The sequence below is a fragment of the Nigerium massiliense genome, from assembly GCF_000826085.1.
Taxonomy (GTDB): domain Bacteria; phylum Actinomycetota; class Actinomycetes; order Propionibacteriales; family Propionibacteriaceae; genus Propioniciclava; species Propioniciclava massiliense.
In genome coordinates, this window is the sequence record NZ_CCYM01000003.1 from 1,394,741 (window position 1) to 1,408,402 (window position 13,662).

15 protein-coding genes are annotated in these 13,662 nt (G+C 71.0%); 12 read left to right on the plus strand and 3 right to left on the minus strand.

Going from position 1 to position 13,662, the window contains the following annotated elements:
• Positions 1–40 precede the first annotated feature (40 nt).
• A complete protein-coding gene (locus tag BN1187_RS12930) occupies positions 41–604 on the plus strand; it encodes a hypothetical protein (protein WP_040162351.1) in 564 nt (187 codons plus the stop codon).
• A 98-nt stretch (positions 605–702) separates the two neighbouring features.
• Positions 703–2,124 carry an APC family permease gene (locus BN1187_RS12935; protein ID WP_040162354.1) on the plus strand — a complete coding sequence of 474 codons (1,422 nt, stop codon included), beginning with the start codon at positions 703–705 and terminating at the stop codon, positions 2,122–2,124.
• Between the two features lie 89 nt (positions 2,125–2,213).
• Here BN1187_RS12935 and BN1187_RS12940 read toward each other — a convergent pair whose 3' ends face one another.
• Entirely contained in the window at positions 2,214–2,531 is a 318-nt protein-coding gene (locus BN1187_RS12940; protein ID WP_052462694.1) for a BlaI/MecI/CopY family transcriptional regulator, read from the minus strand.
• 58 nt (positions 2,532–2,589) lie between these two features.
• On the opposite strand from BN1187_RS12940, the gene BN1187_RS12945 reads away from it, so the two are divergent.
• The 5 genes from BN1187_RS12945 to BN1187_RS12965 all read left to right on the plus strand — a co-directional run bounded on the left by BN1187_RS12945 (position 2,590) and on the right by BN1187_RS12965 (position 9,042).
• A complete protein-coding gene (locus BN1187_RS12945; RefSeq protein WP_040162357.1) occupies positions 2,590–4,092 on the plus strand; it encodes a cytochrome ubiquinol oxidase subunit I in 1,503 nt (500 codons plus the stop codon).
• Between the two features lie 19 nt (positions 4,093–4,111).
• Positions 4,112–5,185 (plus strand): cytochrome d ubiquinol oxidase subunit II, encoded by a 1,074-nt coding sequence (gene cydB, locus BN1187_RS12950; protein ID WP_052462695.1) that lies wholly within the window; start codon positions 4,112–4,114, stop codon positions 5,183–5,185.
• Positions 5,186–5,307: 122 nt separating this feature from the next.
• Positions 5,308–6,915: a thiol reductant ABC exporter subunit CydD gene (cydD, locus tag BN1187_RS12955; protein ID WP_040163361.1), complete on the plus strand. Its 1,608-nt coding sequence runs from the start codon at positions 5,308–5,310 to the stop codon at positions 6,913–6,915.
• Positions 6,912–8,534, plus strand: coding sequence for a thiol reductant ABC exporter subunit CydC (cydC, locus tag BN1187_RS12960; protein WP_052462696.1), 1,623 nt, complete (start codon positions 6,912–6,914; stop codon positions 8,532–8,534). Before cydD ends, cydC begins: the two co-directional genes overlap by 4 nt.
• Positions 8,535–8,547: 13 nt before the next feature.
• Positions 8,548–9,042, plus strand: coding sequence for a DUF4112 domain-containing protein (locus BN1187_RS12965; protein WP_072042076.1), 495 nt, complete (start codon positions 8,548–8,550; stop codon positions 9,040–9,042).
• A 4-nt stretch (positions 9,043–9,046) separates the two neighbouring features.
• On the opposite strand, the gene BN1187_RS12970 is transcribed toward BN1187_RS12965, so the two are convergent.
• Entirely contained in the window at positions 9,047–9,838 is a 792-nt protein-coding gene (locus BN1187_RS12970) for a hypothetical protein (RefSeq protein WP_040162359.1), read from the minus strand.
• A 151-nt stretch (positions 9,839–9,989) separates the two neighbouring features.
• Here BN1187_RS12970 and BN1187_RS12975 point away from each other — a divergent pair, with 151 nt between their 5' ends.
• From BN1187_RS12975 to BN1187_RS12995, 5 genes are all read left to right on the plus strand, one after another.
• Positions 9,990–10,289: a thiamine-binding protein gene (locus tag BN1187_RS12975; protein ID WP_040162361.1), complete on the plus strand. Its 300-nt coding sequence runs from the start codon at positions 9,990–9,992 to the stop codon at positions 10,287–10,289.
• Positions 10,286–10,846, plus strand: coding sequence for a GNAT family N-acetyltransferase (locus BN1187_RS12980; RefSeq protein WP_040162364.1), 561 nt, complete (start codon positions 10,286–10,288; stop codon positions 10,844–10,846). The genes BN1187_RS12975 and BN1187_RS12980 overlap by 4 nt, the downstream gene beginning before the upstream one ends.
• Positions 10,847–10,989: 143 nt before the next feature.
• A complete protein-coding gene (locus BN1187_RS12985) occupies positions 10,990–11,388 on the plus strand; it encodes a cupin domain-containing protein (RefSeq protein ID WP_157754781.1) in 399 nt (132 codons plus the stop codon).
• Positions 11,389–11,442: 54 nt separating this feature from the next.
• Complete coding sequence (locus BN1187_RS12990) at positions 11,443–12,456, plus strand: magnesium transporter CorA family protein (RefSeq protein WP_218184661.1); 1,014 nt, start codon at positions 11,443–11,445, stop codon at positions 12,454–12,456.
• Between the two features lie 197 nt (positions 12,457–12,653).
• Positions 12,654–13,013, plus strand: a complete 360-nt coding sequence (locus BN1187_RS12995; protein ID WP_052462698.1) for a PaaI family thioesterase — start codon at positions 12,654–12,656, stop codon at positions 13,011–13,013.
• A gap of 38 nt (positions 13,014–13,051) precedes the next feature.
• Here BN1187_RS12995 and BN1187_RS13000 read toward each other — a convergent pair whose 3' ends face one another.
• Positions 13,052–13,657: a LysE/ArgO family amino acid transporter gene (locus tag BN1187_RS13000; protein WP_040162366.1), complete on the minus strand. Its 606-nt coding sequence runs from the start codon at positions 13,655–13,657 to the stop codon at positions 13,052–13,054.
• Between the last annotated feature and the right edge of the window lie 5 nt (positions 13,658–13,662).

The window sequence follows — 13,662 nt, forward strand, 5'->3', positions numbered from 1 at the left end:
GCGGCCGGGGCGTCGACGCCTCCCCGCTACGATCGGACGCATGATCGCGGAGCGCCTGAACAACACCCGGCCCGCGCTCGGGCTCGGGCTCGGCGGAGTCGCGCTGGCAGTGGGCGCGTGGGGTCCGTGGCTGACGCGCGGCGGGGCGTCCATCGACGAGGAGATCGGAGCCGGGCCCTACCGCATCGTGCTGTCGGTGATCGCCGGGCTGCTCGTGCTGCTGGCCGCGGGGCTGGCGACCGTCCATCGGGCCGAGCGGGCTCGTTGGCTGCGCTGGGCGTCCGTGCCCGTCGTCGCGGCGGGCGGGTTGTTCGTCCTGGGCGACTGGATGCTCGTGCTGACCTCCCTGCTGGACGCCACGCACGCCCAGGGGCAGGACACCCCGCCCACCCTGGCCGGAGCCTGGGGCCTCGCCGTGATGTCGGTGGGGGCCGCGTCGGCGCTCGCCGGCGCGCTGTGGCGGTCTCGGCGCGAGTGGGTGCAGGACGGCCCGGTCGTGACGCGTCCGGGCGACAGCGAGCCCATCCGGGAGAGCCGGCTCGTGCCCGGCTGGTATGACGTCGACGGCGAGCGCTCCTGGTGGGACGGCCGCGCCTGGACCTGACGCTCCAGCACCCCTTTTTCGCCAACGCTGTTGTCAACCCTCCCCCGGTGGACGAAAGTGTGACCAGCCAGTTACCAAAACGCGCTGGGAGACCACACATGTCAGAGACATCCACCGCCCGCCCGTCGGAGGAAGACGGCGAGCTCAAACGCGTCATGGGCCCCGGCCTGTTGCTGCTGTTCATCGTCGGCGACATCCTCGGCACGGGCATCTACGCCCTCACCGGAACCGTCGCCAAAGAGGTCGGCGGGGCCGTGTGGCTCCCCTTCCTGCTGGCCTTCGCCGTGGCGCTGATGACGGCGTTCGCCTACCTCGAACTGGTGACCAAGTACCCGGAGGCCGGCGGCGCCGCCGTGTACACCCACCGCGCGTACGGCGTCGGCTTCCTGACCTTCATGGTGGCGTTCACGGTCATGTGCTCCGGGATCACGTCGGCCTCCACCGCGTCGCGCGCCTTCGCCGAGAACTTCCTCAAGGGCTTCCACATGGCCTCCGATCCGACGGTGATCACGGTGGTGGCGCTCTGCTTCATGGCGCTGGTGATGGGCATCAACCTGTACGGCGTCGGCGAGTCGGTGAAGCTGAACGTCGTGCTCACGCTCATCGAGCTGTCCGGCCTGCTCATCGTCATTTTCGTCGGCTTCATGGCGGTGGCCGGCGGGCGCGCCGACTTCTCCCGGACGATGATCTTCGAGAGCCCGTCCGACAAGAGCTGGTTCCTGGCGGTCTCGGCGGCGACGTCCGTGGCGTTCTTCGCCATGGTCGGCTTCGAAGACTCCGTCAACATGGCCGAGGAGACCAAGGATCCGTCCCGCATCTTCCCGAAGATCATGCTGACCGGCCTGACCATCACGGGCATCATCTACGTCCTGGTCTCGCTGACCGCCGTCGCCATCGTCCCGATCGGCCAGCTGACCCAGACCGGCGCGACGCCGCTGCTCACCGTCGTCCAGATGGGCGCCCCGGGGCTGCCGTTCGCCGCGATCTTCCCGTTCATCTCGATGTTCGCCGTGGCGAACACCGCGCTCATCAACATGATGATGGCGTCGCGCCTGCTCTACGGCATGGCCAAGCAGCAGGTGCTGCCGCCGTGGTTCGGCTGGGTGCTCAAGGGCCGCCGGACGCCGTGGTTCTCGATCGTCTTCACCACGGCCCTCGCCGCGGCGCTGATCACGTTCGTCGGGCAGGTGTCCGAGCTCGGCGGCACCACCGCCCTGCTTCTGCTGGCGGTCTTCACGCTGACCAACATCGCGGTGCTGGTGCTGCGCAAGGACAAGGTCGACCACGACCACTTCCGCGCCCCCACCTGGGTGCCGATCGCCGCGGCGCTGTGCACCTTCTACCTGGTGGGCCCGTGGACCGGACGCCCGCTCGTCCAGTTCTGGATCGCCCTGGTGCTGATCGCCATCGGAGCGGTGCTCGGCGTGATCACCTGGGCCGTCAACAAGCGCGTCTACCACCGAGACACCCAGTTCTCCGACATCACGATGGTCGACGACGGCACGGGCACGTTCAACTGAGGGTCGGCACCGAACACGCACGGGGCGCCGCCGTCACGCGGCGCCCCGTGCGCACTCGCGAGCCGGTTCCCGGCCCCCGCGCGGGTGACTCAGCGCTGTAACTTTTCACTGACGCGCGCCCAGATCTCTGCGCGGCTGTCCGGGCCGCAGGAGTCGAGCAAGGCCACGATCTCGTCGGCGTGCAGGTCGACGCACGACATGGCCGGACGGTAGAACCAGGCGCGTCCGTCAAGCTCGCGCAGCGCGATCCCCTTCTTCGCGAGGCGATCGAGCACCGTCATCACGGTCGTGTAGGCCAACTCGCGGTGCGCCGACAGCTCGTCGTGAACCTCCCGAACGGACGCGGCGGACGTCCGGTGCCACAGCACCGTCATCACCTGATGTTCGAGTTCCCCTAGCAGGGCCATGTTTGTCATCCTAGGCATAGGAGCGATCTACGACACTCCGTCATATATATTCCGCCCCATGAACGCAGAAACCGTTGCCCGATGGCAATTCGGCATCACAACGGTCTACCACTACTTCTTCGTGCCGGTGACGCTCTCGCTGTCGTTGATCGTCGCCGTCATGCAGACGAGGTGGGTCCAGACCGGCCATGACAAGTTCCTGCGCCTGACCAAGTTCTTCGGCAAGTTGTTCCTGATCAACTTCGCCATGGGCGTGGTCACCGGCATCGTGCAGGAGTTCCAGTTCGGCATGAACTGGAGCGAGTACTCCCGGTTCGTCGGCGATATCTTCGGGGCGCCGCTGGCGCTGGAGGCCTTGCTGGCCTTCTTCCTTGAGTCGACGTTCATCGGGCTGTGGATCTTCGGCTGGGACAAGCTCCCCCAGAAGGTGCACCTGGCGACCATCTGGCTGGCCGGCATCGGCGCCACGCTCAGCGCGATCTTCATCCTCGCCGCGAACAGCTGGATGCAGAACCCGGTCGGCGCCACCTACAACGTCGCCACCGACCGTGCCGAGATGACCGACTTCGGCGCCGTCCTCACCAACCCCGTCTTCCTGGCCACCTTCCCGCACACCATCACGGCCGCGTGGATGGCCGGCGGCGGCCTCGTCCTGGCGATCTCCGGATGGCATCTCGCCAAGCTCAACTCTCGCGCCGATGCCTGGTCGGCGCGCGAGGAGTCGGACGCGGACGCCCACCGCTGGGCGACCCGCTTCGGCGCCTGGGTGCTCGTCGTCGCCGGCCTCGGCGTGATCCTGTCCGGCGACTTCCAGGGCAAGATCATGTACGACGTCCAGCCGATGAAGATGGCGGCCGCCGAGGCGTTGTACGAGACCGAGGGTGGCCACGGCAAGCCGCCGGCCGACTTCTCGCTGTTCACGATCGGCTCCCTGGACGGCCGCAGCGAGGTCTTCTCGGTCAAGGTCCCGTACGTGCTCGGCTGGCTCGCCGAGGGCGACGCCTTCGCCGAGGTGCAGGGCATCAACAACCTGGAGGCCGGCTACAACCAGGGCGAGCTCGTCAACCCCAACAACGAACTGCAGCGGGCCTACCGCGACAAGCTGCAGGCCATCGGCGTGGAGAACTGGCACCCGAACATCCCGGTGAGCTACTGGTCGTTCCGCATCATGATGACGCTGGGGTTCATCGGCATTCTGATCGGGCTCTACACGCTGTGGGCCACCCGCAAGGGACGCCTCCCCAAGGACTCCGGCTGGTGGACCGCGTTGATGACGATCGCGCCGCTCGCGCCGCTGTTCGGGAACTCGTTCGGCTGGATCTTCACCGAGATGGGCCGCCAGCCGTGGATCGTGGCGGGCGTGCTGCCCACGGCGTCCGCGGTCTCCCCCGGCGTCGGCTGGGGCGAGGTGCTGTTCACGATGATCGTCTACACGCTCATCTACGGGATCCTCGCCGTCGTCGAGCTGGGGCTGCTGTTCAAGTACGCCAAGGCCGGGCTGCCCGTCGTCGAAACGCCGACCGTCAAGGACGAGGACGAACCCTTGTCCTTCGCCTACTGAGAGAAAGGATTCAACTGACATGCCTCTCGCAGTAGCTCCCACGGGCCTGCAGGTCACGTGGTTCCTCCTGATCGCCGTGCTGTGGACCGGCTACCTCGTCCTCGAGGGCTTCGACTACGGCGTGGCCATGCTGATCCCGATCCTGGGACGCAACGAAAAGGAACGCCGCACCATCGTCAACACCATCGGCCCCGTCTGGGACGGGAACCAGGTCTGGCTGTTGACCGCCGGCGGCGCGACGTTCGCCGCGTTCCCCGCGTGGTACGCCACCCTCTTCTCCGGGCTGTACCTCCCGCTGTTCCTCATCTTGATGGGGCTCATCGTCCGCGGTGTGGCGTTCGAGTACCGGGCGAAGCGTCCCGAGACCGAGTGGCGCCACGCGTTCGACCGGATGTCGTCCATCGGCTCGCTGGCGGTCGCGTTCCTGTTCGGCGTGGCGTTCGGCAACTTCATCATCGGCCTGCCGGTCGAGATGGCGGAGGCGAACCCGTCGCTGCACGTGGTCACCCGAGGGCTGTTCGGCCTGCTCAACCCGTTCGCGCTGCTCACCGGCGTCTGCCTCGTCGCGCTGTTCCTGTTCCACGGCGCGAACTACCTGGCGCTGAAGTCCAAGGGCGAGATGCGCGACCGCGCCCGGGCGTTCAGCCTCAAGGCCGGCCTCGTCTCGATCGTGCTGGGCGCAGTGTTCCTGCTGTGGTCGAACATCGCCTACGGCACCGGCGCGATCGGCTGGGTGCTGCTGGTGCTGGCCGCGGCCAGCCTGGTGGTCAGCCTGCTGGCGGGCCGGGCCGGCCGGGACGGCATCGCGTTCGTGGGCACCGTCGCGGCCATCGTGTTCGTCGCGGTCGGCGTGTTCGCGCGGATGTGGCCGAGCCTCGGGTTCGACAACACCGCGGTGCCGGACAGCCCGCTCGACGTGACGACCGCGGCGTCCTCGGAGCTGACGCTGACGATCATGGCCGTCGCGGCCGGCATCTTCGTGCCGATCGTGCTGGCCTACACCGCCTGGTCGTACTGGGTGAACCGTCGCCGGATCGGCGTCGAGAACATCCCCGACGAGCAGCTCGAACCGGAAGCCGCGCCGTCGTACTGATGGCGTCCGCATCCACCGCGCGACACGGGGCCCCTGGCGACCAGGGGCCCCGTGTCCGGCGTTCCCGGGGTCCGCTCGATCCCCGGCTGGTCCGGCGGGGCTCGGCCACCCGCTGGTTCCTCGTGGCCTCGGTCGCCGTCGGCTGCGTCAACGCCGCGCTGACGCTCGCGCAGGCCTGGCTCGTCGCGCACGCGATCGCGGGCGTCTTCGCCACCCGCACCCTGGACGGGGTGGGCACGGCCGCGGCGATGCTCGCCGCCGTGTTCGTGGGTAAGGCGGCGCTGGGCTGGGCCGGCGACTGGCTAGCGCAGCGGGCGTCCGCCGCGGTGAAGTCGCAGTTGCGGCGCGACATCGTCACGGCCCGGCTGGCCCGCCCGTTGGACGCCGGGGCGGCGTCCGGCGGGCTCATCACCCTCGTCACCCAGGGTCTCGATGCCCTCGACGGCTACTACGCCAAATACCTGCCCCAGCTCGTGCTCGCGGTGACCGTGCCGCTGATCATCGGCGTCGCCATCCTCACCGCCGACCTCACCTCCGCGATCATCGTGGCGCTGACGCTGCCGCTGATCCCGGTGTTCATGGCGCTGGTCGGCTGGACGACCGAGGCGCGCACGCAGAAGCGCTGGCGCGTCCAGACGCGCCTGGCGAACCACTTCGCCGACCTCGTCGCCGGCCTGCCGACGCTGCAGGTGTTCGGACGCGCCCGCGCCCAGCTCGAGGGCTTGCGCCGCACCCAGTCCGCGCACCGCGCCGAGACCATGGCGACGCTGCGCCTCTCGTTCCTGTCCGCGCTCGTGCTGGAGTTGCTGTCCACCCTGTCGGTGGCCCTGGTGGCGGTGACCATCGGCTTCCGCGTCGTTGCCGGCGACCTCGACCTGGCCACCGCGCTGTTCGTCCTCGTCCTCGCGCCGGAGGCGTACCTGCCCGTCCGCCAGGTCGGCGCGCACTATCACGATGCCGCCGACGGGACGGCCGCCGCGGCGTCCGCGTTCGCGCTGATCGAGGGTGCCGACCAGGACGGCGGATCGGGCCATCGTCCGAGCCCCGCCCCGGCCCCGGACAGGGCCGGCTCGGCCTCGCTGGTCGCCGTGCGCGACCTCGGCCACACCTACCCCGGCGCGGACGACCCCGCGGTCGCGGGCGTCACGTTCGACGTCACACCGGGCGCGTTCGTCGTCCTCACCGGGCCCTCGGGTGGCGGCAAGACCACCGTGCTGAACGCGCTGCTCGGGTTCCTCGAACCCACCGCGGGCTCGGTGCTGGTCGACGGACACCGCCTGGACGCGACGACCCTGCCCGCCTGGCGCCGCCGGGTCGCCTACGTCGGGCAGAACCCCGGCATGGTGAACGGGGACGTCGCGGGCAACGTCCGGCTGGGCTTCCCGGCCGCGACGGACGACCAGGTGCGCGACGCGCTGCGGGACGCCGGCGCCCCCGAGCTCGCCCCCGACCACAGCGTGGGTGACGACGGCGAGGGCCTCTCGTCCGGTGAGCGGCGCCGCGTCGCGACGGCCCGCGCGCTGCTGCGCATCCGGCTGGGCGGCGCCGACGTCCTGCTGCTCGACGAGCCGACCGCCGGCCTCGACAGCGGCGCCGAGATCGCCCTGCTCGACACCCTGCGTTCCTCGGGGGTGACGGCGGTGGTCGTCAGCCACCGCCGGCGGGTCATCGAGCGCGCGGACGCCGTCGTCCGTATCGAACCCGCCGATCCCCGGGAGGATGTGCGATGAACTCCACGCTCACCCTGCTGCGCTCGTTGCTCGGCACCGTCGACCGGGGTCGCGGGCGGCTGATCGCGTCGGTGCTGCTGGCCGCCGCGGCCTCCGGGGCGTCGGTCGCGCTGATGGGGGTCGCGGCCTGGCTGCTGTCGCGCGCCGCCGAGCACCCGCCGGTGATGTACCTGACCGCCGCGGCCGTCGGCGTGCGGGCTTTCGGCATCTCGCGCGGCGTCTTCCGCTACCTCGAGCGGCTCGTCGGCCACGATGTCGCGCTGCGGATGCAGTCGGCCCTGCGGCTGGAGACCTACGCCACGCTCGCCGCCACCACCCTGCTCGGACGCCGCCGCGGCGACCTGCTCACCCGCGTCGTCGCCGACGTCGACGCCGTGCTCGACGCGGTCGTCCGGGTGATCGTGCCGTTCGCGTCCGGTGGCGTGGTGATCCTCGGTACGACGGCCGCGATCGCGGCCTTCGACCCCCTGGACGCCCTCGTGCTGCTCGCCTCGTCGGTCGTCGCCGCGGCGTTCGCGCCCTGGCTGGCCCGACGGCTCTCGCGCGACGCGGACGCCGAGGCGGTCCCGGCTCGCGGCGCCCTGGCCGACGCGGTGCACGAGATCAGCCGCACCGCCCCCGACCTCGTCGCCTACGGCGCGGAGGACGCCTACCTCGACCGCATGCTCGCCGTCGACGGACGCCTCCGCCGCGCCGAACAGCGCGCCGCCTGGGTGCGCGGCGTGGCCACCGCCATCCAGACCCTGGGCGCGGGGTTCGCCGTCGTCGCGGCCCTGGTCATCGGCAGCCACGCCGTCGCCGACGGACGCCTCGGCCGCACGATGCTCGCCGTCCTCGTCCTCGTCCCGCTCGCGCTGCACGAGGTGTTCGCCGACTTCGCGAAGGCCGCCCAGACCCTCACCCGCGCGAGCGCCGCGCTGCGCCGCGTCCAGGCCGTCCTCGACGCCCCGCCGGTGGGCCGCGGCGACCTGGACGCCGCCGCGCACGACCCCTCGCCCGCGATCGACCTCGACGACGTCACGGTCGGCTGGCCCGGCCACGAACCGCTGCTGACCGGGTTCGACCTGCACGTCCGCGACGGCGAGCGGGTCGCGCTGGTGGGGCCGTCCGGGGTCGGCAAGACCACGGTCGCCGCGACGATCCTGGGGCTCATCCCGCCGCAGGCAGGGGACGTCCGCACGCGCGGCCGGCTCGGTTACCTCGCCCAGGACGCTCACCTCTTCGCCACCTCCGTGGCCGAGAACGTCAAGATCGGCAACAAGGACGCCGCCGCCGAGCAGGTGGCCGCCGCTCTGTCCTCGGCGGGGCTGCCCATCGACCCCGACCGCCTCGTCGGCGAACTCGGCGCGACGATCTCCGGCGGCGAGGCGCGCCGGCTGGCGGCGTCCCGGCTGCTGGTCGGCGACTACCAGGCGGTCATCCTCGACGAGCCCAGCGAGCACCTCGACCCGGCGACGGCGGACGCCCTGCTCGACGACCTGTGGGCGGCGATGGCGGGCCGTCCCATGCTGGTGATCACGCACGACCCGGACGTCGTCGCGCGCTGCGACCGGGTCGTGCGGCTGGACAGGGCGGACGCGGGCGCGGCGGGACCCGCGGGCGGCCGCTTCGGCGTCTGAGTAGGCTTTCCGCATGCCGACGCCTGAGCCGGGACGCCCCCGCGACTACGGAGACATCGCCACCAGCCGCGCCCTCGCGCGCGTGATGGACGACCTCGTCAAGATCCCCGGCACCGATATCGGCGTCGGCCTGGACGCGTTGATCGGTCTCGTCCCCGGCATCGGCGACGCGGTCGGCACCGGCCTGTCCGGCGCGATCATGGTGGACGCCGTCCGGCAGCGCGTCCCGCTGCACGTCCTGGCCAGGATGGGCTTCAACCTGCTGCTCGACACCGGCCTGGGCTTCATCCCGGGTATCGGCGACGTCGCGGACGTCGCCCACCGGGCGAACCGGAAGAACTACCGCCTGCTCGAGCAGTGCGTCCGCGACAACCGGCACGTCAACACCGACGTGCGCGGCTACCTCGTCCGCGCCGTCGCCATGGTCGTCGCGTTCCTGGCCGTCGCGATCGCCGCGGTGATCTTCATCCTATGGGGGATCCTGCGCCTCCTCGGCGTCATCGGCTGACGGTTCACGGCTGCAGGTCCCAGGCGCCGGTGGACGCCACCATCCAGAAGTCGCCGGCCACGACGCCGCCCTCCGCCGGGTCGAGGGCGCCCGGAAGCGCGACCGCCAGGGGCAGGGCACTGTCGACGCGGACGTACCACCAGCGCTGACCGGTCAGGTCGTTGCGGCGCTCCTCGACGGACGCGATGCGTCCGGTCACCCGCGCCACCGGGGACGAGACGCCGCGGTCGGCGACCTCCTTGAGCAGCGCGTACGAGACGAGGAACGGCACGCTCACGCGCAGCGGGACGGTGATCTCACGCCCGTTCTCGGTGGTCTCCCGGCGCGGCTCCTGCCCGTGCTCGGCGGGATCGAGGTAGGAATCCGGGGACGCCTCGAAGGCGTCCAGCGAGGGGTAGACGCGGGCGGCCAGCGCGACCGCGCCGACCTTGAGGTCGCGGACGACGACACGCTCGGACAGGACGAACGCGTCGTCCAGCATCGCCAGATAGGCGGTGACGACGGATTCGGCGTCCGCCGGGTCGGCGAGCACGTCCAGCCGGACGGCCAGCTTGTCGACCGGGGTGACGCCGGCGGCGACCGAGACGTCGCTCACCAGGTCGGACGCCGTCTGCGTCCCGTCCGCGTCCGTGTAGGTGAGGATCAGCCGTGCCCCCGACGGATCGGTGTAGGCGCCGAGGAAGCGGAAGCCGAGCCTGCCCTCGTAGCCGCGCAGCTTGGCCGGGTCGAGCGCTTTCATGAGCGAGGGCCAGTCGGGGTACTCGAAGCCCAGCGAGGTCAGGTCCGCATAATCCATTCGCCCATGGTCGCACGCCGACAAGCGCCTTCGCGCCGCGAGCGGCACCCGACGCCGCACGAGCGTCCGTCTCCGCGCGGGTGGACGAGCGCCCGTCAAAGCGCCGCGGTCGGCCCCAGCCGGCCCGCGCGTCCGGGTGCAGAATGGGGCCATGCTTGTTGCGTTCTCCGTCTCCCCCAGCGGCGGCCCCGGTGCCGGCGACTCTGTCTCCGAGGCCGTGGCGGCCGCGGTGCGCATCGTCCGCGAGTCCGGCCTGCCGAACCGCACCGACTCCATGTTCACCACGATCGAGGGCAGCTGGGACGAGTGCATGGACGTCGTCCGGCGGGCGACCGAAGCCGTCGGCGAGTACGGCACCCGGGTCTCGCTCGTGCTGAAGGCCGACATCCGCCCCGGCCACACGGGCGAGATCACCGGCAAGCTCGAGCGCCTCGAAAGCCACCTGGCGTGAGGTTCAGCCTCGACCCGCTATCCCACGACGAGGTTCCCGCCTACGTGCAGGCGCACCTGGCGATGACGGTGGTCACCTACGCGCACCTGGTCGGGCCCGAGTTCGCGGCCAACCGCTGGTCGGAGGTCGAGCCCCGCATCGCCGAGGTGCACCACGAGATCGACGACGCCGACCGCGCCGAGGCGGCGGGCGAGACCTACCGCCGCCACCTGGTCGCCCACAACGACCTGGGCGGCATCGTCGGCGTGATGGCCGTCGGAGGCGGCGTCGAGCAGTGGGAATTCGACGAGATCAGCGACCGGTGGACGCCGCCCGCGATCGACTACGCGCTGGGGCATCTGTACACCGTCCCCGGCATCCACGGCACCGGGCTGCCGCAGCAGATGTTGGACGCCGGGCTGCCCGACCGCCGACCCGCCTTCCTGTGGTGCATCGCCGACAACGCCCGCGCGGTGGCGTTCTACCGGCGCAACGGCTTCGTCCCCGACGGCCTGGCCGTCGCGGCCGGCGACTGGTGGTCTTCTCTGCCGATGATCCGGATGGTCCGGCAGGGCTGAGGCGCCGGACGGTGCGCCGCGGCTGAGCCCCGCCGCTCTGGGGCGTCCGCGGGCCGGGGGCACCCCATTGACGCGGGACGGCGGCGGCCTCCAGCATGGGCTCCACCGGCCGCATGCCGGCCACGACCCGGAAGGGGATGACCATGCGCGTCATCGACCTGGCCCAGATCCCGCGGATGGAGATCGACCAGTACGGCAGCCGCGGCTTCCACTGGGGGTGGCTGACCCGCGAGGGTCACATGGGCCATTCCGTCGCCCGGCTCGAGCCCGGCGGCCGCATCGGCCGGCACCCCACGGTCGGCAACCAGCTGATGATCGTGGTCGCGGGCGTCATCGAGGCCAGCGGCGAGGACGGCCACGGCGAGCGCGTCGAGCAGGGGCAGGCCGTCGTGTGGGATCACGGCGAACAGCACGCGACCGTCGCCACCAGCGAGGGCGCGCTCCTCGTCCTCATCGAGGGGGCCTTCGCCACGTGGCCCGACACCGCCCAGGTGCCGACCGCCCAGGACCTCGACGAGGACGCCTCCGCGCCGGAGCGTTGATCCGGCCATTCCGAGATGACCCGCCGGTGACGGGACAGGGTCCATGATGGGGCGGTGACCGAACACGACACCGCCTCGGCGCTGCGCCTGACGAGCTCTGTGTGGCGCGAAGGCAGCGTCATCGCGCAGGACGTCCGGGCGGACGAGATCATCGAGCTCGCCCACGACCCGGATTCCCTCATCTGGGTCGACCTCGTCTCGCCCACCTGGGACCAGCTCGACCCGATCGTCCGCGGGCTCGGGCTGCCGTCGTCCGCCACCGAGGACGCCCTCGCCCCGCACGAGCGCGTCAAGCTGACCCGGCACGACGAGTACCTGTTCTTCACGGTCTACGGCACCGACTACACCCCGGCCCACGCGGACGAGCTGTTCGGCACCGTCCGCACTTCCCGCGTCTCCGGGATCGTCCTGCCGTCCGCGCTCGTCACGATCAGGCTCGACGACGGCTTCGACCTCGACGAACTGCGCGCGCGGTGGGCGGACGCGGACGACCTCGAGCGGCACGGCGCGGGGACGCTGGTCTACAACCTGCTCGACATGGTCGTGGACCAGCACTTCGCCACCATCCAGTCCCTGGATGACGCGGTCGAAGACCTCGAGGAGTCCCTGTTCGCCCAACAGCGCACCGGCAACACGTTCCAGCGCCAGGTCTACGAGCTGCGCAAGAACCTGGTGACGCTGCGCCGGGTCGTCCTGCCGATGCGCGACGTGGTCAACGGGCTGCTGCGGCACCAGCACGTGGCCGGCGACGACTTCCAGACCCTGTACGAGGACCTCAACGACCACGTGTTGCGCGCGTCCGAGTGGACCGACTCGCTGCGCGACCTGTCGTCGTCGTTGTTCGAGACGAACCTCTCGCTGCAGGACGCCCGGCTGAACATCGTGATGAAGAAGCTGTCCGGCTGGGCGGCGATCATCGCCGTCCCCACCGCGATCACCGGGTGGTTCGGGATGAACGTCCCCTACCCCTTCTTCGGCCAGCCGGCCGGGTTCTGGCTGAGCGCCGGGCTGATCCTCGCGATGAGCGTGGGGCTGTACGTGACGTTCAAGCAGCGCGATTGGCTGTGACGGACGCCCCCAGGGCGCTCGATCGTCCCGGCGACCCTCGGCGGCGGTGTGTCACGCCGGAGGCGCGGCGCGCGAAAACTAAACTGTTGTTCATGCCGATCACGAACCCTGACCTCGGTCCCGGACGCCGCGCCGTCGGCATCCTGGTGATCATCGCCGCCCTCGCCGTCGCCCTCGTGGGCGCCTGACCCCCGACGATGAGCGGGTTCATCGACCACATCGGGATCGACGGTTCGGGCGAGCATCAGACGCTCCGCACGGACGAGCGGCATCGCAACGCGAGCGGCGGCGTCCAGGGCGGGGTCATCGCGACCCTCATGGACACCGCGATGGGCCGGGCCGTCAGCGAGGGCCTCGACGAAGGCCGGGTCGCGATGACCCTGCAGCTGTCGATCAGCTACCTCAACCGCGCCGAGGTCGGCGACGTGTTGACGGGGATCGGGCGCGTCCGCAAGCGCTCGAAAGAGATCACCTTCGTCGACGCGGACGTGGTGAACCAGGACGGCGTCGAGGTCGCCCACGGAACCGCGACGTTCACGAGCACGCAGCCGCGCTGATCGCGCAGCCCTTCGCCGTCCAGGCCCCACGGGGACGCTCAGCCGATCGCCAGGCGGAGCGCGACCAGCACCATCACCACGCCGACGCAGACGTCCAGGACGCGCCAGGTTCCGGGCCGGTTGAGCGGACGCGCGAGCGCCCGGGCGCCCAGGCCCAGCCCGGTGAACCACAGCACGGACGCGGCCATCGCGCCGGTCGCGAAGTGCCAGCGCAGATCCCCGTGCTGGTTGGCCAGGTTGCCGAGCATCACGACGGTGTCGAGGTAGACGTGCGGGTTGAGGTAGGTCAGCGAGAGCGCCGTCCCGACGGCGCTCCCCAGGCTGAGGCGACCCGCGTCGGGCGCGTCGGCGGCGTCCAGGCGCCCGGCGTGGAGAGCGGAGCGGAAGCTGTTGAACGCGAACCACAGCAGGTAGGCGACGCCGCCCCAGCGCAGCACCTCCAGCACCCAGCCGGCCCGCTGCACGACGGCGCCGATGCCGAGCGTCCCGAGGGCGATGAGCAGCACGTCGCTCAGCGCGCACACCGCGACGATGGGGACGATGTGCTCGTTGCGGATGCCCTGGCGCATCACGTACGCGTTCTGCGCGCCGATCGCGACGATCAGCGCCAGCCCTGTTGCCAATCCGGTGAGCCAGGCGTCCATGACGG

Bases quoted from the DNA above. Each gene is read 5' to 3' on its own strand.
- BN1187_RS12930 (WP_040162351.1), top strand. From the start codon at position 41: ATGATCGCGGAGCGCCTGAACAACACCCGGCCCGCGCTCGGGCTCGGG.
- BN1187_RS12935 (WP_040162354.1), top strand. From the start codon at position 703: ATGTCAGAGACATCCACCGCCCGCCCGTCGGAGGAAGACGGCGAGCTC.
- BN1187_RS12940 (WP_052462694.1), bottom strand. From the start codon at position 2,531: ATGGCCCTGCTAGGGGAACTCGAACATCAGGTGATGACGGTGCTGTGG.
- BN1187_RS12945 (WP_040162357.1), top strand. From the start codon at position 2,590: ATGAACGCAGAAACCGTTGCCCGATGGCAATTCGGCATCACAACGGTC.
- cydB (WP_052462695.1), top strand. From the start codon at position 4,112: ATGCCTCTCGCAGTAGCTCCCACGGGCCTGCAGGTCACGTGGTTCCTC.
- cydC (WP_052462696.1), top strand. From the start codon at position 6,912: ATGAACTCCACGCTCACCCTGCTGCGCTCGTTGCTCGGCACCGTCGAC.
- BN1187_RS12965 (WP_072042076.1), top strand. From the start codon at position 8,548: ATGCCGACGCCTGAGCCGGGACGCCCCCGCGACTACGGAGACATCGCC.
- BN1187_RS12970 (WP_040162359.1), bottom strand. From the start codon at position 9,838: ATGGATTATGCGGACCTGACCTCGCTGGGCTTCGAGTACCCCGACTGG.
- BN1187_RS12975 (WP_040162361.1), top strand. From the start codon at position 9,990: ATGCTTGTTGCGTTCTCCGTCTCCCCCAGCGGCGGCCCCGGTGCCGGC.
- BN1187_RS12985 (WP_157754781.1), top strand. From the start codon at position 10,990: ATGCGCGTCATCGACCTGGCCCAGATCCCGCGGATGGAGATCGACCAG.
- BN1187_RS12995 (WP_052462698.1), top strand. From the start codon at position 12,654: ATGAGCGGGTTCATCGACCACATCGGGATCGACGGTTCGGGCGAGCAT.
- BN1187_RS13000 (WP_040162366.1), bottom strand. From the start codon at position 13,657: ATGGACGCCTGGCTCACCGGATTGGCAACAGGGCTGGCGCTGATCGTC.